Annotated in this window: 28 protein-coding genes; 14 read left to right on the top strand and 14 right to left on the bottom strand. The window is 68.0% G+C overall.

Features of this window, described 5'->3' with window-relative positions:
* Positions 1 to 41: 41 nt before the first annotated feature.
* Positions 42 to 974: an MBL fold metallo-hydrolase gene (locus ATO3_RS11275; RefSeq protein ID WP_088649970.1), complete on the bottom strand. Its 933-nt coding sequence runs from the start codon at positions 972 to 974 to the stop codon at positions 42 to 44.
* Between the two features lie 204 nt (positions 975 to 1178).
* Between ATO3_RS11275 and gltX the strand changes: the two genes are divergently transcribed.
* Positions 1179 to 2504 (top strand): glutamate--tRNA ligase, encoded by a 1326-nt coding sequence (gltX, locus tag ATO3_RS11270; RefSeq protein ID WP_088649969.1) that lies wholly within the window; start codon positions 1179 to 1181, stop codon positions 2502 to 2504.
* A 164-nt stretch (positions 2505 to 2668) separates the two neighbouring features.
* Here the strand turns inward: gltX and ATO3_RS11265 are convergent, their stop codons facing one another.
* Genes ATO3_RS11265 through ATO3_RS11255 form a run of 3 tightly spaced genes read right to left on the bottom strand, consistent with a single transcriptional unit; the run spans position 2669 to position 6481 of the window.
* Positions 2669 to 3235 carry a gamma-glutamylcyclotransferase family protein gene (locus tag ATO3_RS11265; RefSeq protein WP_088649968.1) on the bottom strand — a complete coding sequence of 189 codons (567 nt, stop codon included), beginning with the start codon at positions 3233 to 3235 and terminating at the stop codon, positions 2669 to 2671.
* A gap of 34 nt (positions 3236 to 3269) precedes the next feature.
* On the bottom strand, positions 3270 to 5798 hold the full coding sequence (locus ATO3_RS11260) for an ABC transporter permease (RefSeq protein ID WP_088649967.1): 2529 nt from the start codon (positions 5796 to 5798) through the stop codon (positions 3270 to 3272).
* Positions 5795 to 6481, bottom strand: coding sequence for an ABC transporter ATP-binding protein (locus ATO3_RS11255; RefSeq protein ID WP_088649966.1), 687 nt, complete (start codon positions 6479 to 6481; stop codon positions 5795 to 5797). The genes ATO3_RS11260 and ATO3_RS11255 overlap by 4 nt, the downstream gene beginning before the upstream one ends.
* Before the next feature lie 110 nt (positions 6482 to 6591).
* Between ATO3_RS11255 and ATO3_RS11250 the strand changes: the two genes are divergently transcribed.
* Together ATO3_RS11250 and ATO3_RS11245 are read left to right on the top strand one after the other, a co-directional pair.
* Positions 6592 to 7233, top strand: coding sequence for an arylesterase (locus ATO3_RS11250; protein WP_233152113.1), 642 nt, complete (start codon positions 6592 to 6594; stop codon positions 7231 to 7233).
* A gap of 3 nt (positions 7234 to 7236) precedes the next feature.
* Entirely contained in the window at positions 7237 to 7866 is a 630-nt protein-coding gene (locus ATO3_RS11245) for an SOS response-associated peptidase (protein WP_088649964.1), read from the top strand.
* Between the two features lie 75 nt (positions 7867 to 7941).
* On the opposite strand, the gene ATO3_RS11240 is transcribed toward ATO3_RS11245, so the two are convergent.
* The 4 genes from ATO3_RS11240 to ATO3_RS11225 form a co-directional block, all read right to left on the bottom strand.
* Positions 7942 to 8496 carry a L,D-transpeptidase gene (locus tag ATO3_RS11240; protein ID WP_088649963.1) on the bottom strand — a complete coding sequence of 185 codons (555 nt, stop codon included), beginning with the start codon at positions 8494 to 8496 and terminating at the stop codon, positions 7942 to 7944.
* Between the two features lie 383 nt (positions 8497 to 8879).
* Positions 8880 to 9086 (bottom strand): cold-shock protein, encoded by a 207-nt coding sequence (locus ATO3_RS11235; protein WP_088649962.1) that lies wholly within the window; start codon positions 9084 to 9086, stop codon positions 8880 to 8882.
* Between the two features lie 599 nt (positions 9087 to 9685).
* Entirely contained in the window at positions 9686 to 9892 is a 207-nt protein-coding gene (locus tag ATO3_RS11230) for a cold-shock protein (protein WP_088649961.1), read from the bottom strand.
* A gap of 220 nt (positions 9893 to 10112) precedes the next feature.
* Entirely contained in the window at positions 10113 to 10271 is a 159-nt protein-coding gene (locus tag ATO3_RS11225) for a DUF3309 domain-containing protein (RefSeq protein ID WP_088649960.1), read from the bottom strand.
* Positions 10272 to 10574: 303 nt separating this feature from the next.
* Here ATO3_RS11225 and ATO3_RS11220 point away from each other — a divergent pair, with 303 nt between their 5' ends.
* Positions 10575 to 11162 carry an REP-associated tyrosine transposase gene (locus tag ATO3_RS11220; protein WP_088649959.1) on the top strand — a complete coding sequence of 196 codons (588 nt, stop codon included), beginning with the start codon at positions 10575 to 10577 and terminating at the stop codon, positions 11160 to 11162.
* 132 nt (positions 11163 to 11294) lie between these two features.
* On the opposite strand, the gene ettA is transcribed toward ATO3_RS11220, so the two are convergent.
* Positions 11295 to 12950, bottom strand: coding sequence for an energy-dependent translational throttle protein EttA (gene ettA / locus ATO3_RS11215; protein WP_088649958.1), 1656 nt, complete (start codon positions 12948 to 12950; stop codon positions 11295 to 11297).
* Between the two features lie 267 nt (positions 12951 to 13217).
* Between ettA and ATO3_RS11210 the strand changes: the two genes are divergently transcribed.
* Together ATO3_RS11210 and dacB are read left to right on the top strand one after the other, a co-directional pair.
* On the top strand, positions 13218 to 13820 hold the full coding sequence (locus tag ATO3_RS11210; protein ID WP_088649957.1) for a nicotinate-nucleotide adenylyltransferase: 603 nt from the start codon (positions 13218 to 13220) through the stop codon (positions 13818 to 13820).
* A gap of 218 nt (positions 13821 to 14038) precedes the next feature.
* A complete protein-coding gene (gene dacB, locus ATO3_RS11205) occupies positions 14039 to 15535 on the top strand; it encodes a D-alanyl-D-alanine carboxypeptidase/D-alanyl-D-alanine endopeptidase (protein WP_088649956.1) in 1497 nt (498 codons plus the stop codon).
* Between the two features lie 99 nt (positions 15536 to 15634).
* Here dacB and ATO3_RS11200 read toward each other — a convergent pair whose 3' ends face one another.
* Positions 15635 to 16060, bottom strand: a complete 426-nt coding sequence (locus tag ATO3_RS11200; protein WP_088650426.1) for a tellurite resistance TerB family protein — start codon at positions 16058 to 16060, stop codon at positions 15635 to 15637.
* A gap of 134 nt (positions 16061 to 16194) precedes the next feature.
* Here ATO3_RS11200 and ATO3_RS11195 point away from each other — a divergent pair, with 134 nt between their 5' ends.
* The 3 genes from ATO3_RS11195 (at position 16195) to ATO3_RS11185 (ending at position 19210) form a co-directional block, all read left to right on the top strand.
* Positions 16195 to 17769 carry a lysine--tRNA ligase gene (locus tag ATO3_RS11195; RefSeq protein ID WP_088649955.1) on the top strand — a complete coding sequence of 525 codons (1575 nt, stop codon included), beginning with the start codon at positions 16195 to 16197 and terminating at the stop codon, positions 17767 to 17769.
* Positions 17770 to 17925: 156 nt separating this feature from the next.
* Positions 17926 to 18654 carry a DUF4336 domain-containing protein gene (locus ATO3_RS11190; RefSeq protein WP_088649954.1) on the top strand — a complete coding sequence of 243 codons (729 nt, stop codon included), beginning with the start codon at positions 17926 to 17928 and terminating at the stop codon, positions 18652 to 18654.
* Positions 18655 to 18787: 133 nt separating this feature from the next.
* A complete protein-coding gene (locus ATO3_RS11185; RefSeq protein ID WP_332888694.1) occupies positions 18788 to 19210 on the top strand; it encodes a DUF4864 domain-containing protein in 423 nt (140 codons plus the stop codon).
* Positions 19211 to 19405: 195 nt separating this feature from the next.
* Here ATO3_RS11185 and ATO3_RS11180 read toward each other — a convergent pair whose 3' ends face one another.
* Together ATO3_RS11180 and ATO3_RS11175 are read right to left on the bottom strand one after the other, a co-directional pair.
* Complete coding sequence (locus tag ATO3_RS11180; protein ID WP_088649952.1) at positions 19406 to 19903, bottom strand: HugZ family pyridoxamine 5'-phosphate oxidase; 498 nt, start codon at positions 19901 to 19903, stop codon at positions 19406 to 19408.
* A gap of 83 nt (positions 19904 to 19986) precedes the next feature.
* A complete protein-coding gene (locus tag ATO3_RS11175; protein WP_088649951.1) occupies positions 19987 to 20667 on the bottom strand; it encodes a hypothetical protein in 681 nt (226 codons plus the stop codon).
* Between the two features lie 121 nt (positions 20668 to 20788).
* On the opposite strand from ATO3_RS11175, the gene parA reads away from it, so the two are divergent.
* The 3 genes from parA (at position 20789) to ATO3_RS11160 (ending at position 22400) form a co-directional block, all read left to right on the top strand.
* A complete protein-coding gene (parA, locus tag ATO3_RS11170) occupies positions 20789 to 21433 on the top strand; it encodes a ParA family partition ATPase (protein WP_088649950.1) in 645 nt (214 codons plus the stop codon).
* A gap of 67 nt (positions 21434 to 21500) precedes the next feature.
* Entirely contained in the window at positions 21501 to 21830 is a 330-nt protein-coding gene (locus ATO3_RS11165; RefSeq protein WP_088649949.1) for a TFIIB-type zinc ribbon-containing protein, read from the top strand.
* 3 nt (positions 21831 to 21833) lie between these two features.
* Entirely contained in the window at positions 21834 to 22400 is a 567-nt protein-coding gene (locus tag ATO3_RS11160) for a hemerythrin domain-containing protein (RefSeq protein WP_088649948.1), read from the top strand.
* 115 nt (positions 22401 to 22515) lie between these two features.
* Here the strand turns inward: ATO3_RS11160 and ATO3_RS11155 are convergent, their stop codons facing one another.
* Complete coding sequence (locus ATO3_RS11155) at positions 22516 to 23043, bottom strand: hypothetical protein (RefSeq protein ID WP_088649947.1); 528 nt, start codon at positions 23041 to 23043, stop codon at positions 22516 to 22518.
* Between the two features lie 293 nt (positions 23044 to 23336).
* Positions 23337 to 23711 (bottom strand): glycine zipper family protein, encoded by a 375-nt coding sequence (locus ATO3_RS11150; RefSeq protein ID WP_088649946.1) that lies wholly within the window; start codon positions 23709 to 23711, stop codon positions 23337 to 23339.
* Positions 23712 to 24056: 345 nt separating this feature from the next.
* Here ATO3_RS11150 and ATO3_RS11145 point away from each other — a divergent pair, with 345 nt between their 5' ends.
* Both ATO3_RS11145 and ATO3_RS11140 read left to right on the top strand, forming a co-directional pair.
* Positions 24057 to 24608, top strand: a complete 552-nt coding sequence (locus ATO3_RS11145; protein ID WP_088649945.1) for a 2OG-Fe(II) oxygenase — start codon at positions 24057 to 24059, stop codon at positions 24606 to 24608.
* A gap of 124 nt (positions 24609 to 24732) precedes the next feature.
* Positions 24733 to 25104, top strand: coding sequence for a hypothetical protein (locus tag ATO3_RS11140; RefSeq protein ID WP_088649944.1), 372 nt, complete (start codon positions 24733 to 24735; stop codon positions 25102 to 25104).

Genomic DNA, 25104 nt, shown 5'->3' with positions numbered 1-25104 from the left:
GGCGCCGCAGCCTGTGTCGGGGCGGAGGCCCCGGGGCGGGCTCAGCCCATCATCTGGTAGCTGACCGGCACGAAACGGAAGCCGTCGCCGCGCGGTTCCACGAAGCCCGCGGCCGGGAACGGCATGTGGTAGCCGATCATCGGCACCTTCTCGGCGGCCAGCATATCGAGCACGCGGCGGCGCGAGGCCGAGGCCATCTCCTTGTCGCTGTCGAAGGAGGTGTGCCAGTCCGGGTTCTGGAACGGCCAGACGTAGTGGTTGGCCAGGTCCGCCGTCAGCACCAGCTGCCGTCCGTTGCTGTCCAGCATATAGGTCATGTGGCCCGGCGTATGGCCGAAGGCGGCCATGGCGGTGATGCCGGACACTACGCTGTCGCCGTCTTCGACAAAGGCCATCTTTTCGGCCAGCGGGTCGACATGGGTGGCCATCTGCTTGGCCGGGCCGCTGTCGGGCAGGGCCTTCCAGCCATCGTATTCCGCGCGTCCGGTGACATAACGGGCATTGGCGAAGGTGGGCGCGCCGTCGGTCATCAGCCCGCCGATATGGTCGCCGTGCATGTGGGTGATCACGACGATGTCGATGTCGTCCGTGGTCTTGCCCGCGTCACCCAGCGCCTTGGCGATGCCGCCCTGGCCCAGCCCGGTGTCGAAGAGCACCAGTTCGGACCCGGTGTCGACGAGGGTGGGGGTGAAGAAGAATTGCGCCATGTCGGCGGGGATGAAATTGGCCTCGGACACCTCTTCGAAGGTCTCCTGGTCGACATTGACGCCGAAGATGTCCTTCACGCCGTCGCGCGGGAAGGTCCCGTCGAGCAGGGTGGTGACGGTCAGATCGCCAAGCGCGAAGCTGCGGGCGTTGGGCATCGGGGTCGCGGTCTCGTGTGCCTCGGCGCGGGCCGGGCTGGCGAGCGCTGCGGCCATCGGAAGCGCCGCGCCCCCCGCGAGGGCGGCACGCCGGGTCAGGGACAGTGTCATGGTACATCCTCCGTGTTGATAGGGCGAAGATAGACCCGGACGGCGGATCGGCAGCGTGACGGGCGGCTCAACTTTCCGTGTGCCGGGAACCTGCGGCATTCCGGGGCGCGGGCCGCGCAGGGCGTCAGGGCCGGTGAAAAGCGCCCCGAACTGGACATTTCACGCGCTCCGTGACAAAGCCCGCACCGGATCCAGGAGACAGACATGACCACCACTCGCTTCGCGCCGTCGCCCACCGGCTATATCCATGTGGGCAACCTGCGAACCGCGCTGATGAACTTTCTCATCGCGCGCAAGGCCGGGGGCACCTTCATCCTGCGCATCGACGACACCGACCCGGAGCGGTCGAAGGAGGAATACGTCGACGCGATCAAGGAAGACCTGGAGTGGCTCGGCCTGCACTGGGACCGGCTGGAGCGGCAGTCCGAGCGGCTGGACCGCTATGCCGAGGCCGCCGACCGCCTGCGCGAGATGGGGCGGTTCTACGAGGCGTGGGAGACCCCGACCGAGCTGGACCTGAAGCGGAAGAAGCAGCTGAACATGGGCCGCCCGCCGGTCTATGACCGGGCGGCGCTGGCGCTGAGCGAAGAGCAGAAAGAGGCGCTGAGGGCCGAGCGCGGGCAGGGCGTCTGGCGGTTCAAGCTGGACCAGGAGCGGATCGAATGGGCCGACGGGATCCTCGGCGACGTGTCGATCGACGCGGCCAGTGTCTCGGACCCGGTGCTGATCCGGGGCGACGGGCAGGTCTTGTATACGATCGCCTCGGTGGTGGACGACACCGAGATGGGCGTGACGGATGTGGTGCGCGGGTCGGATCACGTGACCAACACCGCGACGCAGATCCAGATCATCGAGGCGCTGGGCGGCACCGCGCCGCGGTTCGCGCACCATAGCCTGCTGACCGGGCCGCAGGGCGAGGCGCTGTCGAAGCGGCTGGGCACGCTGGCGCTGCGGGATCTGCGCGAGGCGGGCGTGCAGCCGATGGCGCTGCTGTCGCTGATGGCGCGGCTGGGCTCGGCCGATCCGGTGGAGCTGCGCGGCAGCGTGGACGAGCTGGTCGAGGGGTTCGACATCACGCGCTTCGGCGCGGCGCCGACGAAGTTCGACGTCGACGACCTGTACCCGCTGACCGCGCGCTACCTGCACACGCTGCCGCTGGAGGCGGTGGCCGATGACGTGAAGGCGGCCGGCGTGCCGGACGAGATGGCCGCGCCGTTCTGGGCGGTGATGAAGGACAACATCACCACGCTGAAGGATCTTGGCCCCTGGTGGGACATGCTGCGCGACGGCGCGACGCCGGTGGTCGAGGACGAGGACCGCGATTTCATCGCCTTCGCCTTCGGCCTGCTGCCCGAGCCGCCCTATGACGAGACCACCTGGAGCGCCTGGACCACCGCGGTTAAGGAGCAGTCGGGCCGCAAGGGCAAGGGCCTGTTCATGCCGCTCAGGAAGGCGCTGACCGGGCAGGCGCGGGGGCCTGAGATGGCCGCGCTGATGCCGCTGATGCAGAAGGTCACGCGGACGTTTTGACGAGATGCCCCCGCCGCTGGCGGGGGTTTTCTCTTGCGGGGCCGGGCAGCGGGCTTACCTCCCGCCCGCCCATCCCCGGTGCGCCCGCTACCCTTCGCGCAGGGCGGCAAAATGGGCGCGCAACGGTCAGCGAAACCGGCTGTCAGGCCGGGTGAGCGGGCCGCTCAGCGGGTGACGATGGGCACGTTCAGAGCGGCGAGCTTGTCGTCCACGAAGGCGCGCTCGGCGGTCGAGAGGGTCTGGTGGCGCGGGTAGTGCGGCTTGGCCCGGTCGTTCAGGATCGGGCTGTCCCAGCCTTCGGTCGTCTCGAAGAAGCGATGCGCGCCGGCCTCGCCGAAGACCCGCAGGTAGCCCTGCACCACCACGTCGAGATAGCTCATCAGGATCGGATGCGGCACGTCCGGCACGTGCTGGTCTTCCTCCGCCACAGCGTAGATCGCGATCGACAGGGGGCGGGTTACCGAGTGGCGCACCTGGTCGGTCACCCGGTGCCGGCCATAGGCCCATTCGCGTTCGTCCAGAGCGGCCCAGTCGTCGCCCGGCACATGGGCGATCATCCCCTCGATCTCGGCGTCGGGGTCCGGCACGGCGGTCAGAAAGGCGACCTCGCGCAATGGCGTGTAGCGCCAGGCCCGCCGCCAGCCCCGGATCGAGGCCGGATGGGCATCGGAGAAATCATGGGTGGCCAGGTTCACCAGGCTGCCATAGCCGAAGAAAAACGGGTCGGACATGAGGCGGTCGGGCTCCTCGGGCTGAAGGATGGGGTCAGTCGTTCGCGCGCAGGATGCGCGCCGGACGGGCGGCCAGCGGAGCCCAGGCATAGGCGAGCCCGGCCAGCAGCGTGGCGCCGATCCCCCCTGTAACGATGATCAGGGCCGAAGGCCAGATCACCGCGAAATCCGTATCCAGGATGAACCGGCTGACGGCCCAGCCGCCGGCGATGCCGGAGGCCAGCGCCACGACCCCGGCCGCCAGCCCCAGGATGGCCGCCCGCAGCGCGAAGCTGGCCAGGATCCGGCGACGGGGCGCGCCCAGCGTCTTCAGCACAGCCGCCTCGAAGGTGCGCGCGCCGACGCCCGAGGCCGCCGCCCCGATCAGCACCAGGAACCCGGTGAGCAGCGTCGCCAGCGCCCCGTAGGAGGTCGCCGCCGCGAGGCCAGAGAGCAGGTCGGCCACCCGCTCGATCGCGTCGCGCACGCGGATCAGGGTCACGTTCGGAAAGGCCGTGCCGATATCGCGCAGGATCGCGGCCTCGGCCTCGGGTTCGGCATAGACCGTGGCGAGGAAGGAATGCGGCGCGGCCGAGACGGCGCCGGGGTTCATGGCCAGGGTAAAGCCCATCCCGGCGGTGGAAAAATCGACCTCGCGGAACGAGGCGATCGTGGCTTCGATGTCGCGGCCGAGGATGTTGATCGTCATCGTGTCGCCGATCTGCAGCCCGATCTCGCGCGCCTCCTCGTCGGCGACAGAGATCAGCGGCGGGCCGTCGTAATCCTCGCCCCACCAGGTGCCCTCGGTCAGGCGGCTGCGCTCGGGCAGGGGGCCGGAATAGGTGATGCCGCGGTCGCCCTGGATCAGCCAGTGATCGCCCGCGACCTCGCGCGCGGGGCGGCCATTGATCCGGGTGATGATGCCGCGCAGCATCGGCGCGCTGTCGATGCGGGAGACCTCGTGCCCGGTTTCCAGGCGGTCGGCGACGGCCTGCATCTGATCTTTCTGGATGTCGACAAGAAAGTAGGACGGCGCCACGTCGGGCAGGTTGCCGGCGATGGCATTGCGCAGGTTGCCATCGATCTGCCCGACGGCGGCCAGCACCGACAGGCCAAGGCCCAGCGACAGCACGACCGAGGCGGCGCCCTCGCGCGGGCCGGAGATCGCCGAGAGCGCCCAGCGAAGCGCCGGGCGGCCGCGCGCCCAGGGTGTCAGCGCCCGGGCCAGCCAGCGGATCGCCAATGCCGCCAGGGCCAGCAGCAGCAGTGCGCCGCAGATCCCGCCGGCGGTCCACAGGGTAAGCCAGAGGTTGCCGCTGAACCACGCGGCGGAGCCGAGCAGCAGCGCGAGCCCCGCGCCCAGGGCTGCGAGGTAGCGCGGGCGCGGCAGCAGGCGGCCGGCCGACAGCGCATCGCGGAAGAGGGTCGCGGCGCGGATGTCCTCGGCCCGGGCCAGCGGCAGCAGGGTGAAGAGGAACGCGGTCAGCGCACCGTAAAGCGCCGCCTCGGACAGCGGGCCGGGGTAGATGGTGAAGCGCGCGGGCACGGGCAGCTGCGCCTCGATCAGGGGCGACAGCAGCAGCGGCACGAGCGCGCCGATGACAAGGCCAAGCGCGATACCCAGAAGCGACAGCGCGCCGATCTGCAGGAAATAGGTCTGGAAGATCGTGCGCCGGTCGGCACCCAGCGTGCGCAGGGTGGCGATGGTCGATGTCTTGGTCGCGAGATAGGCGCGCACGGCGGCCGAGACGCCGACACCGCCGACGGCAAGGCCCGAGAGGCCGACCAGGATCAGGAAGGCGCCCAGCCGCTCGACGAATTCGCTGACGCCGGGGGCGCCGTTGCGGGCATCGGTCCAGCGCAGGCCCGAGGTCGCGAAGGTCGCCTCGGCCTCGTCCTCCAGCGCGGCGAGATCGGCGTCGGGCGGCAGATCCAGCCGGTATTTCGAGGAAAAGAGCGTGCCGGGTTCAAGCAGGCCGGAGCCTTCGAGATCGGCGCGCAGCACGATGGTGCGGGGGCCAAGGCCGAAGCCGCCGGAGGCATTGTCGGGCTCGCGGACCAGGGCGGCCATCAGGATGAACTCCTGCTCGCCCATGCGGAAGGTGTCGCCGGGGGAGAGCGCCAGCCGGTCGGTCAGGATCGGGTCCATCACGGCGCCGGGGCGGGTGCCGTCTCCGGCAAGCGCCTGTGCCAGCGGCATGGCCGGGTCCAGTTCCGGCGTGCCGAGAAGGGGATAGGCGCCGTCGACCGCCTTGACCTGCGTCAGCCCGCGTTCGGTGGTGCCGTCGCGGTCGACCACGGCCATCGACCGGAAATCGGCGATCTCGGAGACGCGGGAGGCGGTGTCCTCCATCCAGGCGCGTTCCTCGGGCGTGGCGAAGCGATAGGTGAATTCCATCTCGGCATCGCCGCCGAGCAGCGCCGCGCCCTCGCGTTCCAGCCCGCCTTCTATCGCGGCGCGGACGGTGCCGACGGCGGAGATGGCGGCGACGCCAAGGGCGAGGCAGGCGAGGAAGATGCGGAAGGCGCGCAGGCCGCCGCGCAATTCCCGCCGGGCGAAGCGGGCCGAGAGGGCAAGGCTCATGCGGCGGCCTCGGACGCGGATCCGTCGATGCGGCCGTCGCGCAGGCGGATCACCCGGTCACAGCGGGCGGCGAGCTCGGCGCTGTGGGTGACCAGGACCAGCGTCGCGCCATGGGCGTCGCGCAACTCGAACAGCATGTCCATGATGGCGGTGCCGTTGGCGGCGTCGAGGTTGCCGGTGGGCTCGTCGGCCAGCAGGATCTTCGGCCGGGGGGCGGAGGCGCGGGCGAGCGCCACGCGTTGCTGTTCGCCGCCCGACAGCTGCGTCGGGTAGTGATCGGCCCGGTGCGAGAGGCCCACGCGCTTCAGCTCGGCCTCGGCGCGGTCGAAGGCATCCGCCGCACCGGCCAGTTCCAGCGGGGTGGCGACGTTTTCGAGCGCCGTCATCGTCGGGATCAGGTGGAAGGACTGGAACACCACGCCCATCGCATCGCGGCGAAAGCGGGCCAGCGCATCCTCGTCCATGGCGGTCAGGTCATGGTCCAGCGCGTGGATCGTGCCGCCCGTGGCGCGCTCCAGCCCGCCCATCAGCATCAGCAGCGAGGATTTGCCGGACCCGGACGGGCCGACAAGGCCAAGGGTCTCTCCGGGCTCTACATCAAGCGTGATCCCGTGCAGGATGTCGATGCGCCCGGCATTGCTTTCCAGCGAGAGCGCAGCATCTTTCAGTGAGAGAACGGGCATGGAATTTCCTTCGTGGGTGTGCCCTTGGATATGGAGCGAGGCAGCGTATGCGCAAGATTGGCAGGATCGGTATGGCAAATGGGTCGCATCGTGGCCGGGCCGCGACGGCGATGGCGTGGACGGTCGCAGCGGCCCTGTGCCTTGGGTTTTGCGGGGCCGGCGAGGCCCGGGCCGAAACGGTGATCGCCGCCCTGGGCGACAGCCTGACGCAGGGCTACGGGTTGCCGGAAGAGCAGGGATTCGTCCCGCAGATGGAAGACTGGCTGCAGGCGCAGGGCGCCGATGTGCGGATGATCAACGCGGGCGTGTCGGGCGACACCACCGCCGGCGGCGCCGCGCGGGTCGACTGGACGCTTGCCGAGGATGTCGACGGGATGATCGTGGCGCTGGGGGGCAATGACCTGCTGCGGGGGCTCGACCCGGGGCAGGCCCGGGCCAACCTGGAAAAGATCGTGATCGCCGCGCGCGATGCCGGGGTGCCGGTGCTGCTGGTGGGCTTCGAGGCGCCGCAGAATTACGGGGCCGAGTACAAGGAGGCCTTTGACGCGATCTATCCCGAACTATCGGTCACTTATGGCACGCTTTATGCCGAAAGCTTCTTCATCGGGCTCGAGGAGGTCGCCGGAGAGGCAGGGGAGCTGCGTGGCTATCTGCAATCCGACGGGCTGCATCCGAATGCCGAGGCGGTGAAGCTGATCGTCGCGGGGCTGGGGCCGGAGGTTCTGGACCTGGTCGCGGCGGCAGAGGACTAGGCGATGCCGGGGCGGGTGTTCCAGGCGCGGCCGCTGGCCGATCTGGCGCGCGCGCTGGAGGGCGCTGGCCCGGGTGACATCGCCGCGCTGGGGGAGGAGCCCGCGCGGTACAACATCGCCCCGGGGCAGATGGTCGTCGCGCTGACGCCGGACGGGCTGCGGCGGATGCGCTGGGGAATGATCCCGGTGGGCCGCCGGAACGCGCGCGGGCGGCCGGTGATGGAAACCATCGTGAACGCGCGCTCCGAGACGGTCTTTGACAAGTCGGCCTTCGAGGGCGTGGGCCGCGCGGTTCTGCCCGTGGAGGGCTGGTACGAATGGACCGGGGAGAGGCGGAAGAAGACCGCCTGGCGCATCCGGCCGCGCGACGGCGGCTTTCTGTGTTTCGCGGCGATCACGGATATTTGGGCCGCGCCGGGCGGGCAGGAGGTCGCACAGATCGCCACGGTGACCTGTGAACCCAACGCGGATGTGGCGCCGGTGCATCACCGGATGGCGGTGATTCTCGACCCCCGGGACATCGGCACATGGCTGACCGGCCCTCCGGAGATGGCCACTCCGCTCATGGTGCCATGGCCGGACGGACGGCTGGAGGTGACCCCGGCGGAGGGTGTGGACTGGTCCGCCCCGTAGGTCCGTGAGGGGGGCTCGAAACGCGAACGGCCCGGCGCAAGGGCCGGGCCGCGACATCATGTGAGAGGCCGCGCCTCAGAGCACGGTGACGACGGTGCCGATCTCGGTCCGTTCATAAAGGTCGGCCACGTGTTCGTTCCGCAGGCGGATGCAGCCGTTCGAGATCGAGCTGCCGATCGTGCTGGGCGCGGTGGTGCCATGGATGCGGAAATAGGTGTCGCGCCCGTTCTGGAACAGGTAAAGCGCCCGCGCTCCCAATGGGTTATCCGGTCCGCCGGGCTGGACGTAATCGTTGTCCTTGAACCTGCCATAGGCGACGGGATCGCGTTCGATCATCTCGTTCGTGGGGCGCCAGGTGGGCCATTCCTTCTTGGCGCCGATCACGGCGGAGCCGGTGAATTCCAGCCCGGCCTTGCCGACACCGACGCCATAGCGGATCGCCTGGCCCGGTTCGGTCACGTAGTAAAGGTAGTAGGACCGCGGCAGGACGAGGATCTGGCCGGGCGCGTAATCCTTCTTGATCCGCACGGCTTGCGGCGTGGGGTCGAATCCCAGGGTCTGCGCCCCTGCGGCGAGCGGAAGGGCTGCGGTAGCTGCGGTTGCGGCCATGAACGTGCGGCGTGTCAGCATGCACGGACCTCCTTCTGTGTTTTGTGACAAGTATCGCGAATCGGTGACCAACTGGTCAAGATCCGAGCCGCCTGGGGCGGCTGTTCGGGAAAGGGTGTTGTTATCGGGACGGGTTGTGCCGGAGGGCGGGACCCCGAGGGCGCGCGGCTGTTGGCGCGCAGGGGCGGCGGATCCGGAAAAGTCGACGTCATGACTGCGTAACAGGACATGGCGCGGGTTTGTTCCCGATCGGCCCGAAACGGGGACTGGGTGGCGCGCGCCTGCGGGCTTCGGTGGGCGTCTTTCGGGCCGCAGGTTTCTGGGCGCAGGGCCGAACGGAAAGGGGCAGGCCCGCAGGCCTGCCCCGAAATGTCGCGTGGATCCGTCTGGATCCGGGCCTGGCCTCAGGCCAGTTGCAGGTCGTCGGCGCTTTCGCGGCCGTCCCGGCCCGAACGCAGCTCGTAGGACACCTTCTGGTTGTCCTTGAGGCCGGTCAGGCCCGAACGTTCGACGGCCGAGATGTGAACGAAGATATCCTTGCCGCCATCGTCGGGTGCGATGAAGCCATAACCCTTGGTGGCGTTGAACCATTTCACGGTGCCGGTGGGCATGTCCGTGGTCTCCTATTTGGTGCCGCCCGAAGAAGTCGGCGGCCTGGCGTCAGTCGTAGCAATCGAGACTGAAGCCGGGGCACGGAGACAGTGGGTCGAGATGCGGTAACGGTCGCGTGGTTAATATGACGGCCGAAGGTGTGAAAATCAAGGCTGTCGCAGCTGGAGGTCCGGGGGCGACCGGGGGCAGGACCCTGTGGAACGTTCCGCGGCCGTGCGGGATTTCAAGGGCTTAGGGGGCGCCGGGCGCGGTGGTGTTCGGGGCGGCTCAGGGCCGCGTGCGGCGGGGTGGGGGAATCACCCGGCGGCACGAGGCCGCGTCAGGGGCGCGCGTTGTGGGGCACGGCGGGGTATCGGCCTGCTGTCCGGGTCGGACCGTTAGGGGAGGTCGTCCGGAATTGGTATCTTCGATGCCGGGGGCGAGAGGGTCCTGGCCGGGACGCGCAGGCCAGGGCCACGAGCGGGGGCGCCTGGACCTGGGTTGGCCGGGCCCATGTCGCGCCGGCGACGCATATCCGCGGCCTGACGCGCGGCGACCGGGGCCTTGCCCGGTCGCCGCCATTCCTGTCTTGCGCCGGCTTTCGCGGCGCTGGCGCGGGTTACGCCAGTTCGATGTTCGACGCGCTTTCGCGGCCATCACGGCCGGATTCGATGTCGAAGGTCACTTTCTGGTTGTCTTCCAGGGTGGTGAGGCCTGCGCGCTCGACGGCCGAGATGTGGACGAAAACGTCCTTGGACGCGCCGTCGGGGCGGATGAAGCCGAAGCCCTTGGTGGTGTTGAACCACTTCACGGTACCAGTTGCCATGATGATGTTCCCTAATGGAATGCTGCCCGCACTATGCGGCAGCCCGGCGTCGTCGTCTAATCGAGACTGAGGCCGGAAGGGAAACAGTGGTCGAGGATAGAGAGTAGCGCCGCTGCAATGACATCGTTGCCCGTCAAAAGCAAGTGATTCCTGCAGCGGCGCCCTGGTGTCCCGGCGTCAGGGGGGGATGCGCCGGGGCCGGGCGGGGCCTCCGGGAGGGTCAGGCGCCGCCGTTCATGAGCACGATGATCAGCACCACGAGCAGCGCGAGCCCGACGCCGCCGGCAGGCCCGTAGCCCCATCCGTTGGAATAGCGCCAGGTCGGCAGGGTGCCGATGACGGCCAGGATCAGAAGGACAATGAGGATGGTGTAGAGCATCTGGGCGTGTCTCCATGTGACATCTGGCAGGGGAACGCCGCCTGCAGTGCGCCGGTTCCGCGCGCGTCAGGGGGCACAGGCGCCTCGGGCGGAAACCTGCCATGAGGGTGGTATTGGCAGGTGTTTGGGGTTGGCCATGCGGGAGCCATCGGGTGCTGGCCGGCCGGGGCGGAGACCTGCCAACCGATGGAACCGGGATACCCGGTGCGGCCTGGGCCATCCCCGATGCGGGCTGGTGGGGGGCTCCTGTCCGGAGATTGGCGATTCACCGGGTGTTAACCAAGTGGGCGCAGTTTGCCGGTCATGCCGAATTACATTCGCCCCAGACGTGCCGGCGCGACGGTCTTTTTCACGGTCTGCCTGGCCCGGCAGGGCAGCGCGCTGCTGATCGATCACGTGGACCTGCTGCGTGAGGCGGTGGCGCATACGCGGGATCTGCGGCCCTTCGGGATCGATGCCTGGGTGGTCCTGCCGGATCACATGCACACGGTCTGGACGCTGCCCTGCGACGACGCGAACTATTCCCAGCGTTGGGGGATGATCAAGGCGCGGTTTTCGCGGCACCTGCGCATCCTGGCGCGGGCCGGGAAGGCGCGCGAGGTGGCGGTGGGTTGGAAACCCACCCTACGGCAGGAGGCCGGGGCGGGGACGGAGCTGCTGGAGGTGGAGCGGCTGCGGGCCGAGCGGTCGCCGAGCAAGGTTGCCAAGAAGGATGCGGGCATCTGGCAGAGGCGGTTCTGGGAGCATCACGTGCGCGGGCCGGCCGAGCATGCGGAGATCCTGCGCTATTGCCACGTGGACCCGGTGACACACGGGCTAGTGGCGCGGCCGGAAGACTGGGTCTGTTCCTCGATCCACCGGGAAATCCGGGAAGGCCGATGGGTGGCGTAGGGTGGGTTTTCAACCCACCGCCCGGGGTGCCCGGGGCGGGCTTTTCGCACCGGCCGGAAGAGGGAGGGACGGTGCGATTGCGTGACGGAGGCGGTGCAAGGTGGGTTGGAAACCCACCCTACATGACGCGGCTCAGCGGGCGAACTTCTTGTATTTCAGCCGCTTGGGTTCCAGTGCGTCCGGGCCCAGCCGGCGCTTCTTGTCCTCTTCGTAATCCTCGAAGTTGCCTTCGAACCACTCCACGTGCCCCTCGCCTTCGAAGGCCAGGATATGGGTGCAGATCCGGTCGAGGAAGAAGCGGTCGTGCGAGATCACCACCACGCAGCCGGCGAATTCCGTCAGCGCGTCTTCGAGCGCGCGCAGGGTTTCCACGTCCAGGTCGTTGGTCGGTTCGTCGAGCAGCAGCACGTTGCCGCCGGCCTTCAGAAGCCGCGCCATGTGGACCCGGTTGCGTTCCCCGCCCGACAGCAGGCCGACCTTCTTCTGCTGGTCGCCGCCCTTGAAGTTGAACGACGAGCAATAGGCGCGGGAATTCACCTGGGCGTCGCCCAGTTCGATGATTTCCGCCCCGCCCGAGATCGCTTCCCACACGGTCTCATTCGCGTTCAGGTCATCGCGCGACTGGTCGACATAGGACAGGTCGACCGTGTCACCGAATTCGACGGTGCCCGCGTCGGGCTGTTCCTGTCCGGTCAGCATCCGGAACAGCGTCGATTTGCCGGCGCCGTTTGGGCCGATCACGCCGACGATGCCACCGGGCGGCAACGAGAAGGTCAGATCCTCGATCAGCAGCTTGTCACCATAGGCCTTGGTCAGGTGGTCGACCTCGATCACCTTGCCGCCCAGACGCTGCGAGGCCGGGATGACGATCTGCGCGCGCGCGATCCTCTCGCGCTCGGACTGGTTGGCCAGGTCGTTGTAGGCCGCAATCCGCGCCTTGGACTTGGCCTGCCGCGCCTTCTGGCCCTGCCGCATCCAGTCCAGCTCGCGTTCCAGCGTCTTCTGCCGCGACTTGTCCTCGCGCGCTTCCTGCTCCAGACGCTTGGCCTTCTGCTCCAGCCAGGCCGAGTAATTGCCTTCGTAGGGGATGCCCCGGCCGCGATCCAGTTCGAGGATCCAGCCGGTGATGTCGTCGAGGAAATAGCGGTCGTGGGTCACGATCAGGATCGTGCCCTTGTAGTCGATCAGGTGCTGCTGCAGCCAGGCGATGGTTTCCGCGTCCAGATGGTTCGTCGGTTCGTCGAGCAGCAGCATGTCGGGCTGTTCAAGCAGCAGCTTGCACAGCGCCACGCGGCGTTTCTCGCCACCAGACAGCGTCGTCACGTCGGCATCGTCCGGCGGGCAGCGCAGCGCTTCGAGCGAGACGTCGATCTGTGAATCGAGATCCCACAGGTTCTCGCTGTCGATCTTGTCCTGCAGTTCCGCCATCTCCTCGGCGGTTTCCTCGGAATAGTTCATCGCCACTTCGTTGTAGCGGTCGAGGATGGCCTTCTTCTCGGCCACGCCGAGCATGACGTTCTCGCGCACCGTCAGGGTCGGGTCCAGTTCCGGCTCCTGCGGGAGGTATCCGACCTTGGCGCCCTCGGCGGACCAGGCCTCGCCCGAGAAATCCTTGTCGATGCCGGCCATGATCCGCATCAGGGTGGATTTACCCGACCCGTTGACCCCCACGACGCCGATCTTCACGCCGGGCAGGAAGTTCAGTCGGATGTTCTCGAAGCACTTCTTGCCCCCGGGATAGGTCTTGGAGACACCGTCCATGTGATAGACGTATTGATAGGCTGCCATCGATCCCTCCGTCGTTGGGTTACGTGCTTGGGTTTCACGGGGATGTAGCTTTCGTGCGGGGCAAGCGCAATCGGCGCATGCGCAATGTCAGGCGGAAAACGCCGATCGTGCCGGTGTTACCGGGGTCACAGGCCGCCGGCGGCGCCCGTGGGCGGTGCCGGGGCAGTCCGCGAGATACGCAGGGGACGCGGGCCGCGGCGGAAAAGGGCAGGCGCAGGGGCCGGGAAAGATTGACTTGGCCGCGGTTCTTGCCACAGGTGAGGCGCGATGAAAGCTGGATATCCCTTTCTGCGCCCGGGGTTGGCCGTCGGTCTGCTGGGCGGATCGTTCGATCCGCCGCACGCGGGCCACGTCCATATCACCCGCGAGGCGTTGCGCGCCTTCGGGCTGGACCGCGCCTGGTGGCTGGTCTCGCCCGGCAATCCGCTGAAGGCGCGCGGCCCGGCACCGATCGCCGCCCGGCTGGAGGCCTGTCGCGAGATCATGCAGCATCCGCGCGTCACCATCACCGATATCGAGGCGCGGCTGGGCACGCGGGTCACGGCCGAGACGATCGCGGCCCTGCAGGAGCTGTACCCGGGCGTGCACTTCGTCTGGCTGATGGGCGCGGACAACCTGGCGTCGTTCCACAAGTGGCGGGACTGGCGGGTCATCATGGACACCGTGCCGGTCGGCGTGCTGGCCCGGCCGGGAGACCGGATTTCGGCCCGGATGTCGCCGGCGGCGCGGCTCTATGCCCGGCGCAGGCTGGCGGCGCAGGACAGCCATCTGCTGGCCCGCTCGGTGCCGCCGGCCTGGTGTTTCGTGAACGTGCCGATGATGGACCTGTCGTCCTCGGCGATCCGGGCGCGCGGCGATTGGAGGGCGTGAGGGCCGGCACCGCGTGGCGGAAGCCGTCGCGGGCCGCCGGGACGTTGCGCATGCGGCGCGTGAAAGCAGCGGTATCCGGGGCGGTAAACGCGCGGGGGGCACGCCGAACGGCCGCCCTGGCAGGGTTGTGACACGGTGGCCGCAATCGGGGTGGGGACCGTTCGAATGTCACGGGTTTTTCGGTTGTTCGCCCCGGGAAGCTCCTGTTTAGTGGCGCCATGAAACGGCTTGTTTCCCGACGGTTTGCCCTGACAGGCGGGGCGGCACTCGCGCTGTGCGGGCCGGCCTTTGCAAACGCGCCTTCGCGCTCGCTCAGACCCGTGGCGCGGGGCGATGACCTGCTGGCCATCACCCTGGGCGGGGTCGAATCCCTGGTCGCCGGATACCGGCTGAGCGGGGATGTCTCGCTTTCGGTTGCCGATGTGAAGACCGGGCTGGTGCTGGAGGATCTGAACCCGGCCCGCGGGCTGCCCCCGGCGAGCGTCACCAAGTCCCTGACCGCGCTTTATGCGCTGGATGCGCTGGGGCCCGATTACCGGTTCGACACGCGGCTGATGGCGACGGGCCCGGTGCAGGACGGGGTGCTGCGGGGCGATCTGGTGCTGCTGGGCGGCGGCGATCCGACGCTGGACACCGATGCGCTGGCGACCATGGCCGCGAACCTCAAGCAGGCCGGGATCCGCGAGGTGAGGGGCGATTTCATCGTGGACGAGGGCCTGTTTCCCTATGTCCCCACCATCGACCCCGAACAGCTGGATCATGTGGGTTACAGCCCGGCGGTGTCGGGCATCGCGCTGAACTACAACCGGGTGCATTTCGAATGGCGCCTGGGCGGGTCGGGCTATGCGATCTCGATGGATGCCCGGTCCGACCGCTACAGGCCGGACGTGACCATGGCGCGGATGCGCGTGGCCGACCGGTCGCTGCCGGTCTACACCTATGCCGATCGCGACGGTATCGACGACTGGACGGTGGCGCGCGGGGCGCTTGGCAACGGCGGTGCGCGCTGGCTGCCGGTGCGGCGCCCGGGGGCCTATGCCGGCGACGTGTTCCGCACCCTGGCGCGCAGCCATGGCATCGTGCTTGGGCCCGCGCAGATGCGGCCGGGCGCCGGGCAGGGCGCGACCGAGCTGGTCGTTCACCGCTCGGACCCGCTGACCCGGATCCTGCGCGACATGCTGAAATGGTCCACCAACCTGACCGCCGAGATGGTCGGCCTGTCGGCCACCGTGGCGCGGGGCGGGCGGCCGGGATCGCTGGCCGACTCGGCGCGCGCGATGAGCGACTGGGCCGCCGCGCAACTGGGCATGACCGGCTCGCTGCTGGTCGATCATTCGGGCCTGGGCGTCGACAGCCGGATGACGGCGCGCGACCTGACCTCGGCGCTGGTGACGGTGCGCAAGGCGGGGAAGCTGCGGCCGCTGCTGAAGCGGATCGACCTGCGCGACAGCCAGGGCCGGACGGTGCAGAATCATCCGATCAAGGTGGATGCGAAGACCGGGACGCTGTTCTTCGTCTCGGCGCTGGCCGGGTTCATGACGGCGCAGGACGGGACCGAACTGGCCTTTGCCATCCTGACCGCCGATACCGACCGCAGGGCGCAGGCCGTGGCCGCCGGATCGGAACGGCCCGAAGGCGCGCGCGGCTGGAACGGCACGTCGAAACGGATGCAAAGCGCGCTGATCGAACGCTGGGGGCTGCTGTACGGCAGCTGATCCCCGCGCGGCGCGCCGCGGCCCGGTTGCTCCCGCCCGCCCACCCCGCGCCCGGACCACGGCCCGCCGCGCGGAGGCTCGCGGTCTTCTGGAGGCGGATCAGGTCAGGTGACGGGCCCGGGCGCCGCGTTCGATGGCGGCGGCATGCAGCCGGTCAAGCTCCAGCTCATAGCGCATTTCTTCCAGCAGCCGCAGCTCTGTCTCGGCCAGGTTGCCGTCGGCCGCGGCCACGTCGCAGGCCAGCGCATAGGCCGTTTCGTTCAGGCGCTCCGGCAGGTTTTCCCGGATCAGGCCGAACAGCGCGTCCAGCCCGTCTTCCTGTTCGAACAGGTCGAAGACGATCTGGCTGACCGTGTTCAGCCGGTCGATATCGTAATCCGCGAAGACCGGAAGCATGTTCACGGCCGACTGGATCTTGACCAGCTCGGCGGTCCGGATGTTTTCGTCCGAAGCGGAAATGGCCACCATGAGGGCCACGAGGCAATCCTGCGCGCTCATCAGGCTGTCGGGGTTCTGGGCTTCCATGCTCATCCTTGGGCTCATCCTTCGGGCCTGGTCATTGGGTGCGCAAAATATTGACGCCCGCCCGGGCTTACAATAGGCAAGCCGCGCTGTCAGCGGGGGATCCCCCGCCGGCCCCTTTTTCCGTGGAGATGAATATGTCCGACCTGCGCGATGCCGCACTTGCTTCCAAAGCCTGGCCTTTCGAAGAAGCGCGCCGGTTGCTCAAACGCTACGAGAAGGCGCCGCCGGAGAAGGGGCACGTGCTGTTCGAGACCGGGTATGGCCCGAGCGGTCTGCCGCATATCGGCACCTTCGGCGAGGTCCTGCGGACCACGATGATCCGCCGCGCGTTCGAGGTGATCTCGGACATTCCCACGCGCTTGATCTGCTTTTCCGACGACATGGACGGCATGCGCAAGGTGCCGGGCAACGTGCCGAATCAGGAGCTGCTGAAGGAGAACCTGCAGCGGCCGCTGACCGCCGTGCCGGACCCGTTCGAGGAATTCGAGAGCTTCGGCCACCACAACAACGCCATGCTGCGGCGGTTCCTCGACACCTTCGGGTTCGAATACGAATTCTACTCCGCGACCGAATTCTACAAGACCGGCCAGTTCGACGAGGTCCTGAAGCGGGCGGTCGAGAAATACGACGACGTGATGAAGGTCATGCTGAAATCGCTGCGCGAGGAGCGTCAGCAGACCTATTCGATCTTCCTGCCGATCCACCCCGAGACGGGGCGCGTGCTATATGTGCCGATGAAGTCGGTCAACAAGGATGATTACACGATCACCTTCGACGACGAAGAGGGCCGCGAATGGACCCTGCCGGTCACGGGCGGCAACGTGAAGCTGCAGTGGAAGCCCGATTTCGGCGCCCGCTGGGCGGCGCTGGACGTCGATTTCGAGATGTACGGCAAGGACCATTCGACCAACACGCCGATCTACGACCGGATCTGCGAGATCCTGGGCGGCCGCAAGCCCGAGCATTTCACCTATGAGCTGTTCCTTGACGACAAGGGGCAGAAGATCTCGAAGAGCTCGGGCAACGGCATCTCGATCGACGAATGGCTGACCTATGCCTCGACCGAATCGCTGTCCTATTTCATGTACCTGAAGCCCAAGACCGCGAAGCGGCTGCATTTTGATGTCATCCCGAAGGCGATGGACGAATATCACCAGCAGCTGCGCGCCTATGCCGACCAGGATGCCAAGGGGCGGATGGCCAACCCGGTGTTCCACATCCACGGCCACAACGTGCCGGTGTCGGACATGGTGGTGCCGTTCTCGATGCTGCTGAACCTGGCCTCGGTGTCGGGCGCCGAGGACAAGGAGACGCTTTGGGGCTTCATCCGCCGTTACGCGCCGGATGCCTCGCCCGAGGGCAATCCGCAGTTGGACCAGGCCGCCGGCTTCGCGGTGCGCTACTACAACGATTTCGTGAAGCCCAAGAAGGTCTTCCGCGCGCCGACCGAAGCCGAGCGCGCGGCCCTGGAAGAGCTGCGCGATGCGCTGAAGGCCTATGACGGGCCGCTCGACGACGAGGCGTTGCAATCGGTGGTCTATGCCGTGGGCCGCGACAAGTTCGACCCGCTGCGCGCCTGGTTCACCGCGCTCTACGAGGTGCTCTTGGGCGCGTCGCAGGGTCCGCGCTTTGGCGGGTTCATCGCGCTTTACGGCGTGGACGAGACCGTGGCGCTGATCGATCAGGCGCTGTCGGGCGAATTCGCCTGAGCCCGCGCGCCGCTTCGGGCCGGATCTTCCGGTCCGGGGCGGGGCCGTGGGCTGCGGGAAAGCGGCACGCACGTATCGAATTGTCCGGAGCCTGTCATGAGTCGGTTCACGCGAATCTGGTAATCTGGGGCTGATCCCGAAGGGCAGCAGGCAGCGATGACAACCGGATACGAGCCCCTCAACACGCTGAAACCGGTGGTCTTCGGGGTCTGGCTGATCGACGGGCCCGCGATCCGGTTCTACGGGGTGCCGTTTTCGACCCGCGCCACGGTGATCCGTCTGAGGTCCGGCAATATCTGGGTCCATTCGCCGACGCGTCTGACCGAAAGCCTGCGCGCCGAGGTGGCCGAGCTGGGGCCGGTGCGGCACCTGGTGGCGCCGAACTGGATCCATTACGCCTATCTGACGGAGTGGCAGGCGGCTTTTCCCGGGGTCACGACCTGGGCCGCGCCGGGCGTCGCGCGGCGGGCGCAGGCAAAGGGGATGGAGCTGCATATCGACCACCGGCTGGGCCAGGATGCGCCGGACGACTGGGCCGGCGAGATCGACCAGATGATCGTCGAGGGCAGTTCCACCCACCGCGAGGCGGTGTTCTTCCACCACGCCACGCGGACCCTGATCCTGACCGACCTGATCGAGAATTTCGAACGGGAAAACATGCCCTTGCTGATGTGGCCGCTGCTGCGGATGGTGGGGATCCTGGATCCGCACGGCTCCATGCCGAAGGACATGCGGGCGACCTTTCGCGATGGCCATGAGCAGCTGGAAGCCGCAGTGCGGCAGATGATCGACTGGGGGCCGGAACGGGTGATCCTCGCCCATGGTCGCTGGTTCGAGACGGGCGGGACGGAAGAGCTGAAGCGCGCCTTCGGCTGGATCCTCTGACGGGAGGCCGCGCGCCCCGGTTTTGACGAGCGCGCGCGCAGGGCTAGGTTCCCTTGGGTCAATCGAACGGGCCTGGGTCGGCTGCCGGGCGGGGTGCCCGGGGCTGCAGCGGCCTGCAGGAGGAGATTGCCCGATGACATCCATGCGCGCGTTGCTGATGCCGCTGCTCATTTGCCTGACGTTGATCCTGGCGCTTCCCACCGGGGCAAGGGCCCAGTCCGCCGATATCGAGGCCACGATCGGCGCGCAGCTTGAGGCCTTCAAGGCGGATGCGTTCGACGAGGCCTTCACCTTCGCCAGCCCGACGATCAAGGGCCTGTTCCGCACGCCCGAGATATTCGGCCAGATGGTCCGCAACGGCTACCCGATGGTCTGGCGCCCCGGCGCGGTGCGCTACCTCGACCTGCGGGACGAGGGCGGGCGGCTGCTGCAACGGGTGGAGATCACCGACGCGCGGGGCGCCCGGCACCTGCTGGAATACGAGATGATCGAGCTGGAAGAGGGCTGGAAGATCAACGGGGTACGCCTGCTGAAGGCCGAGGGGTTCTCGGCCTGAGCCGGGCCGCCGTTGCGCGGTCACCGTCACGGTGGCGGCAGGTGGCATTCATCGCCGGCTGCTAGATCCTTCCCCGTGTTCGGGATGGTCCCGGGCCGGGAAAGGGACGGAATGCGCGACACCTATCACATCACAGCTATGGCGATGTCGGACCAGGCCGGAACCGCCTGGTCCGGGATGCGCCCGGGGCATGCGTCAACTGGGCTCTGACAGGCCCAGATCGACAGGCGTGAGGATGAAGGCCTTGCCGAAGCCGCCATTGAGAAAGGCGCCGGTGACAGAGAACAAGGCGAAGTGAAAATCGCCGAAACCGATATAAAGCTTGGCCTTGGGATGGTCGCGCAGCCAATGCGCGGCCATCTCTTCGTATTCGGGGGTGCCATGGTCGATGAATCGCGCCTGCGCCTGGATTGTCAGGCGCGGATGGGTCAGCGGATCGCCCTTGTCGCCCGGCTCTCCCACCAGAAGCGAGGCGGCAGGATCGGCGCGCAGGGCCCGGGTGTGCTGTGCAAGGTCGGAGACCAGCGACAGGGGTGTCCCGTTCGGGGCGCGGCCGAAGGCGACACGCGCCACCATGGGCGCGCCGTCCTGCAGGGTGCCGAGCGCGCAGAAGCGCGCCTCGGCCATCAGGCGGCGGGCGAGGTCTCGGGCCTCGTCATCGGTGGGGCGGATCGGGCTGTCGGTCTTGCTCATCGGGGCGACACTAGGTCCGGGCCTGTGCGGGGGCAAGCGCTGCCGTGGCGCGGTGAAGGGGCGCGCCGCAGCCGCGCACCTGTTCAGAAATCGATCCAGTAGCCGATGCGCAGGCCGGTCGTCATCTCGGACGGGCCGCCTTTCTGTTCCAGCCCGAACAGCCAGGTCCGGCCCTCGGTCTTGCCGCGCACCAAGGCGCCGGGGATGACCGACCAATAGAGATCCTTGCCCGGCGACAGGTAGGTTTCGACCGACAGGATCGGGTTCACCGCGCGGTCCGCGCTGAAGCCGATCACCCCGTCGGCCTTCCAGGCCGCGCCGCCGTTGCCCTGCCGCCATTCCGGCCCGACGTTCAGCGCGGCCCAGCCAGGCATGTCCCAGACCTCGATGTTGCGGCCGATCCCGAAAAGCACGCGCGCCATCGATCCGGTGTCGTCCTTGTAGCGGTGCCCGCCAAGCGCCAGGTCGAACGACGCGACCCAGTCGTTGCGGCTGACCGGGAGGCGCGCGAAGGCCAGGGCGTGGCCGGATGTGCCGTTGTCGTTCAGGTCCAGCCCCAGCGTCAGCCAGGGCGTCATCCCGCGTTCTCCGAAAAAGCCGTATTCGACCTGGCCGTCGCTGCGCGGGGTCGCCTGGAAGGACAGGAAGGACACGCGGGGATCGCGCAGCCAGGGCCCCGCCGACGCCGGCAGAGCCAGCGCCACGAGCACCAAAAGGGTCACCAGGACAAGGTCCGGCCGGCAAAGCGCCGCGATCCTGCGCATCTTCGCTCCTGTCCCTGCGCCATCCCCGACCCTGATGGCGCAAGCGGTCCCACTCCTCCCTATTACCCGTTGCGCGCCCATAACTCACGGGTATTCTTCCCTTCAGCACGTCGGAGGGACAATGGGCCACGTCATCACCGTTGCACAGCAGAAGGGCGGAGCGGGAAAGACCACGCTGGCCATCAACCTCGCCGTCGCCTTCACCCGCGCGGGCAAGTCCGTCGCGCTGGTCGATATCGATCCGCAGGGTTCGGCCGGACGCTGGTTCATGACCCGGTTGGAGGCCATGGGCGAAGACGGGGGCGAGCCGGATATCGAGTTCTCGACCGCCTCGGCCTGGGGCGCCTCCTACGAGGTGAAGAAACTGGCCGCGCGCCACGACATCGTCATCATCGACACGCCGCCCAAGGCCGACGGCGACCTGCGCCCTGCCATGCGCACCGCCGATCTGGTGCTGATCCCGGTGGCCACCAGCCACGTGGATCTCTGGGCGGTCGAGGTGGTGCTGTACATGGCCGAGCGCGAGAAGAAGCCGACGATGATGGTGCTGACCCGCGCCCGCCCGGGCACCCGGCTCGCCGCCGAGATCGCGGAGAAGATCGCCGAGATGGACGCGACGGTGGCCGAGGCGACGATGGCCAACCGCGTGGTCTATGCCGATACGATGGGCCACGGGAAGGCCGCGCTGGAGGCGCCGAAGGGCCCGGCCCACGCCGAGATGACCGCGCTGAGGGCCGAGATCCAGGAGGTGCTGGACCGGCTCTGAGAGCGGTCCGGTTGACAGGCCGGCGCGGGGGCCCATATCGGGATCGAGGAAGAGGAAGGATATCCCGATGAAATGTCCGATCGACGGAACCCAGCTTGTCATGACCGATCGCAGCGGCGTCGAGATCGACTATTGCCCGCAATGCCGGGGCGTCTGGCTGGACCGCGGCGAGCTGGACAAGATCATCGAGCGCAGCGCGACCGAGGCCGCGCCGTCCCACGCCTATGGCGATCCGCGCCGGCATGACGGGCGCGACAGCCGCGATGACCGCCGGGATCACGACGATCGCCGCTATGAAGCGCCGCGCCGCTACGACGACGATTACCGCTACAAGTACAAGGGCAAGCGCAAGAAACGCGGCGTGTCCGATTTCCTTGATGACATCTTCGATTTCTGATCCATGAGCCGTCACCGCGATCCCTTCGGCCCCGAGCTTGCTCTGGGCACCCGGACCGGTCTGCCGGACGCGCTGCGCGTGCTGGTGGAGAGTTACCCGCGCGAGGGCTGGCAGGGGCACGAGAATTTCGGGGAACTGGTGCGGTTCTGGATGGACCGCCACCTGATGTTCCGCAAGATCACCCAGGCGCTGCATGACGATGCGCTGGCGGTGCAGGCCGGGGACCTGGACCCGCGCAGCCACGGCAACCGGCTGGTGCGTTACGGCGGCATGCTGGTCAACGAGCTGCACAATCACCACCAGATCGAGGATCATCATTATTTCCCCCAGCTGATCGGCCTGGTGCCCGAGATCGACCGCGCCTTCGACCTGCTGGAAACCGACCACGAGGCGATCGACCCGATGCTGCACACCCTGGCTGGGGAGATGAACGCGGTCCTGCGCGAAGGCGGCTCGGTCGGGCAGCTGGACGAGGCCCTGTTGCGGTTCGAGACGCTGCTGGACCGGCACCTGACCGACGAGGAAGAGGTGGTCGTGCCGGTAATCCTGAAATCGGGGTTCGTGGGCTAAGCTGAGGCCGGCCTCTCCATGATCCGGGGGCCGCGCGCGTGGCGGGCTGCCCGATGAGGTATTTTTGCAAAGATGAAGACAGGGGCCGCGCCCCGGACCCGGCCTTTGCGCCGGTTCAGAGGGGCGTTTGGCGGCCTGTGAGGATGGCCTGGGTGATGGGGTCGAAGGCGGTTGCCTGCGGGGTGGCCGCGATGGCGGCGGCGGTCTGGTCGAGCGTGGCGGCGGTGTGCTGGCGGAGCGCGGGCGTCGCGGAGGGCTGGACCGGGCGATAGTATTGCAGGCCGTTGAGCCGCGGGAGCCGGGCGCGGTCGATCTCGGCCTTCACGGTGGCGCGGATGGTGCGGGCGGCGGATCTGAGGATGGATTCGGGGGCCGTGTAGGCCGGGTTGCCCTTGAGATCGGTCGCGGCGCGGCTGAGCGCGTAGGCGGTGCAATCGAAGCTGTAGACCGCGGTGATCCTGTCGCAATAGGCAAGGTCGATGCGAAGCTGGTCGGACACGGATGTCGTCACCAGCGCCGAGAGGCCGAGCCCGCTGGTGCGGTCGCGGTGGTCGCCGCTGCGGGTGCTGTCGGCGGCCTGAAGCGGGGCGCCGTGGCTGCATGCGAGCGCCAGGGCGCTGGCGAGGAAGAGAGTTCGAGTCATCGGCGTGCTCCTGTCGCGGGCAGGCTAACATGCGGCGCCAGGTGGGGCCATGGGGCCTGTGTCGCCGGGTGGGGGCCTTGTCAGGCGAGGCGCAGGAGTGTGCCGGGCTGCCGGCGTGCCGGGCAGGGCGGGGCCTTGTTCGAGCCCCGCGCCGAGGTGATGCGGGCGGGCGAAATTGCCGCCTTTGACCTCGGGCCGTGCGGAGCAGGACGGTCTGGCCCTGATTGATCGCGGTGGCGGCCCGGGCCCTGGAGGTGGGCGCGGCGGCTGGCGCCGCGCCCCCGGTGGCCGGCTTAGCCGACGACGTTGTATCCGCGGCCGCGCATGCAGTTGCGGATGATCTGTTCCTTGGACTGCTGCTGCTGGATGGCGCTGCCGGCGAGGCCGGCGATGGCGCCGATGGCGGCGGCGTCACGGACATTGTTGCCGCGGTTGTTCACCAGGGCGGTCGCGCCGGCGGCGGCGCCGGTGGTGATGGCGGTGTTCTGCGCGGCGTCCGAGCCCAGCACGCCCTGCGAGGAGGCGAGCTGCTGGCAGGAGTAGAGATCGGCGCTGTAGTTGGCGCTGACCGGGCCATCGACGACGGGCTGGTAATTGGCACCCGTGTTCGTGCAGGCCGCGGCGAGCAGGAGACTTGGAATGGTGGCGATCGTGGCTATACGGCGCATTGGAAAGTCCTTGATAGACAAGTGGGTCACTCACTGGAGACAGGCCCCGTCCGCGTCGGGCGGGCGGGGCCTTCCATTGCTGACCACGATGCTGCGATCTTGCCGGGGTTGCAAGTATCAGGGTGGAGCAGGGGCGGAGAAAACCGCGGTGGGGCGGGGCGGTGTCCCACGCGTGGGACAGGGCTGCGCCTGAGTGATTTCAGTGGGTTGCAGCGGCGGATTAACCATTCGGTAACGATGGCGGTCTCCCGCCTGCTCAGGCAGAAAACGACATTTGCGTCGCGGACGGGGGCGCGGAGCAGAGCGCGGCATGGCAGGAGAGGCCGATTATCGGGCGGGGCGCGGATGCTGGAAAGTCATGGAATAGCGGGGGCTTTCACGGCCGCCGAATGCGACGCGATCCTGGTGCTGGTGCGCGAGCGGCAGGCCGAGGACGCGCGGCTGGTGGGCCGGGCCTCGGATCACAACCTGCGACGGGCGGAGCTGGTCTGGCTCGACGAGGTCGAGGGGACGGGTTGGATCATGGAACGGATCATCGATCTGGTCCGGGTGGCGAACCGGGATGTCTATGGCTTTGACCTCACGGAATTTGCCGAAAGCCCGCAGGTGGCGCGCTATGGCGCGGAACGCGAGGGGCATTTTTCGTGGCATGCCGATATCGGCGACGGGCGGCTGGCGGCGCGGCGCAAGCTGACGATGGTGGTGCAATTGTCCGACAGCGCGGATTACGCGGGCGGGGCGCTGGAGATCATGCCTTCGGCCCAGGCGGTTTCGGCCGCGCGGGAGCGGGGGAGCGCGACGCTGTTCCCGAGCTTTCTGCTGCACCGGGTGACGCCGGTGACGGAGGGCGAGCGGTATTCGCTGACGACCTGGGCGCATGGGCCGCGGTTTCGGTGATTTGAGGGCGGTGGCGGTGGTTTGAAAACCCACCCTACGCTTCGGGCAGGCGGGGCGCCGGTTACCTTTGTTTAACCATTTAATCCCATTTTGTTCTCAATATTGAGAGCGCAAGGGGAATCTGATGCATCCTGCAGATGAGTTTGCCGAGATCCGGTCGCAGATTGCGCGGTTGGAAGCTCGGAGCAAGGCGCTGAGGGCGGCGTTCTTATCCGGAGCGGTGCCGCTGACAGGCAAACAGGCTGAAATCGTCGTGGCACGCCGATCACAAAGAACGTTCCAGCGGAGCAGGCTGCCCGAGCACATTCTGGCTTCTCCGGACCTATGGGGGAAACGTGAGGTTGTGTATGTCACTGCCCGAAGCCTGACCGAAAAGCCGACCGGCGAGGTAACCTCTCGCGTCAAGGCGGGTCCGGTCAGCGCCGTATCGAAGTCGGTCCGCCCAATAACGCGACAGATGGAGGACGACGAATGCGTCGTTATCGAGCCATTCTGA

The sequence above is a fragment of the Marinibacterium profundimaris genome (assembly GCF_002210095.1).
Taxonomy (GTDB): Bacteria; Pseudomonadota; Alphaproteobacteria; order Rhodobacterales; family Rhodobacteraceae; genus Marinibacterium; species Marinibacterium profundimaris.
The sequence above is the reverse complement of the archived record's forward strand: the minus strand, read 5'-3'. Positions and strand labels throughout refer to the sequence as shown.

What these genes read in the sequence shown, in the direction of transcription:
- gltX (WP_088649969.1), top strand. Translation starts at nt 1,179, where the DNA reads ATGACCACCACTCGCTTCGCGCCGTCGCCCACCGGCTATATCCATGTG.
- ATO3_RS11180 (WP_088649952.1), bottom strand. Translation starts at nt 19,903, where the DNA reads ATGAGCAAGACCGACAGCCCGATCCGCCCCACCGATGACGAGGCCCGA.
- ATO3_RS11155 (WP_088649947.1), bottom strand. Translation starts at nt 23,043, where the DNA reads ATGACTCGAACTCTCTTCCTCGCCAGCGCCCTGGCGCTCGCATGCAGC.
- ATO3_RS11200 (WP_088650426.1), bottom strand. Translation starts at nt 16,060, where the DNA reads ATGGAAGCCCAGAACCCCGACAGCCTGATGAGCGCGCAGGATTGCCTC.
- ATO3_RS11195 (WP_088649955.1), top strand. Translation starts at nt 16,195, where the DNA reads ATGTCCGACCTGCGCGATGCCGCACTTGCTTCCAAAGCCTGGCCTTTC.
- ATO3_RS11235 (WP_088649962.1), bottom strand. Translation starts at nt 9,086, where the DNA reads ATGCCCACCGGCACCGTGAAATGGTTCAACGCCACCAAGGGTTATGGC.
- ATO3_RS11210 (WP_088649957.1), top strand. Translation starts at nt 13,218, where the DNA reads ATGAAAGCTGGATATCCCTTTCTGCGCCCGGGGTTGGCCGTCGGTCTG.
- ATO3_RS11225 (WP_088649960.1), bottom strand. Translation starts at nt 10,271, where the DNA reads ATGCTCTACACCATCCTCATTGTCCTTCTGATCCTGGCCGTCATCGGC.
- ATO3_RS11145 (WP_088649945.1), top strand. Translation starts at nt 24,057, where the DNA reads ATGCTGGAAAGTCATGGAATAGCGGGGGCTTTCACGGCCGCCGAATGC.
- ATO3_RS11265 (WP_088649968.1), bottom strand. Translation starts at nt 3,235, where the DNA reads ATGTCCGACCCGTTTTTCTTCGGCTATGGCAGCCTGGTGAACCTGGCC.
- ATO3_RS11175 (WP_088649951.1), bottom strand. Translation starts at nt 20,667, where the DNA reads ATGCGCAGGATCGCGGCGCTTTGCCGGCCGGACCTTGTCCTGGTGACC.
- ettA (WP_088649958.1), bottom strand. Translation starts at nt 12,950, where the DNA reads ATGGCAGCCTATCAATACGTCTATCACATGGACGGTGTCTCCAAGACC.
- ATO3_RS11160 (WP_088649948.1), top strand. Translation starts at nt 21,834, where the DNA reads ATGAGCCGTCACCGCGATCCCTTCGGCCCCGAGCTTGCTCTGGGCACC.
- ATO3_RS11230 (WP_088649961.1), bottom strand. Translation starts at nt 9,892, where the DNA reads ATGGCAACTGGTACCGTGAAGTGGTTCAACACCACCAAGGGCTTCGGC.
- ATO3_RS11150 (WP_088649946.1), bottom strand. Translation starts at nt 23,711, where the DNA reads ATGCGCCGTATAGCCACGATCGCCACCATTCCAAGTCTCCTGCTCGCC.
- ATO3_RS11275 (WP_088649970.1), bottom strand. Translation starts at nt 974, where the DNA reads ATGACACTGTCCCTGACCCGGCGTGCCGCCCTCGCGGGGGGCGCGGCG.
- ATO3_RS11165 (WP_088649949.1), top strand. Translation starts at nt 21,501, where the DNA reads ATGAAATGTCCGATCGACGGAACCCAGCTTGTCATGACCGATCGCAGC.
- ATO3_RS11250 (WP_233152113.1), top strand. Translation starts at nt 6,592, where the DNA reads ATGGCGTGGACGGTCGCAGCGGCCCTGTGCCTTGGGTTTTGCGGGGCC.
- parA (WP_088649950.1), top strand. Translation starts at nt 20,789, where the DNA reads ATGGGCCACGTCATCACCGTTGCACAGCAGAAGGGCGGAGCGGGAAAG.
- ATO3_RS11260 (WP_088649967.1), bottom strand. Translation starts at nt 5,798, where the DNA reads ATGAGCCTTGCCCTCTCGGCCCGCTTCGCCCGGCGGGAATTGCGCGGC.
- ATO3_RS11245 (WP_088649964.1), top strand. Translation starts at nt 7,237, where the DNA reads ATGCCGGGGCGGGTGTTCCAGGCGCGGCCGCTGGCCGATCTGGCGCGC.
- ATO3_RS11190 (WP_088649954.1), top strand. Translation starts at nt 17,926, where the DNA reads ATGACAACCGGATACGAGCCCCTCAACACGCTGAAACCGGTGGTCTTC.
- ATO3_RS11255 (WP_088649966.1), bottom strand. Translation starts at nt 6,481, where the DNA reads ATGCCCGTTCTCTCACTGAAAGATGCTGCGCTCTCGCTGGAAAGCAAT.
- ATO3_RS11240 (WP_088649963.1), bottom strand. Translation starts at nt 8,496, where the DNA reads ATGCTGACACGCCGCACGTTCATGGCCGCAACCGCAGCTACCGCAGCC.
- ATO3_RS11185 (WP_332888694.1), top strand. Translation starts at nt 18,788, where the DNA reads ATGACATCCATGCGCGCGTTGCTGATGCCGCTGCTCATTTGCCTGACG.
- dacB (WP_088649956.1), top strand. Translation starts at nt 14,039, where the DNA reads ATGAAACGGCTTGTTTCCCGACGGTTTGCCCTGACAGGCGGGGCGGCA.
- ATO3_RS11220 (WP_088649959.1), top strand. Translation starts at nt 10,575, where the DNA reads ATGCCGAATTACATTCGCCCCAGACGTGCCGGCGCGACGGTCTTTTTC.
- ATO3_RS11140 (WP_088649944.1), top strand. Translation starts at nt 24,733, where the DNA reads ATGCATCCTGCAGATGAGTTTGCCGAGATCCGGTCGCAGATTGCGCGG.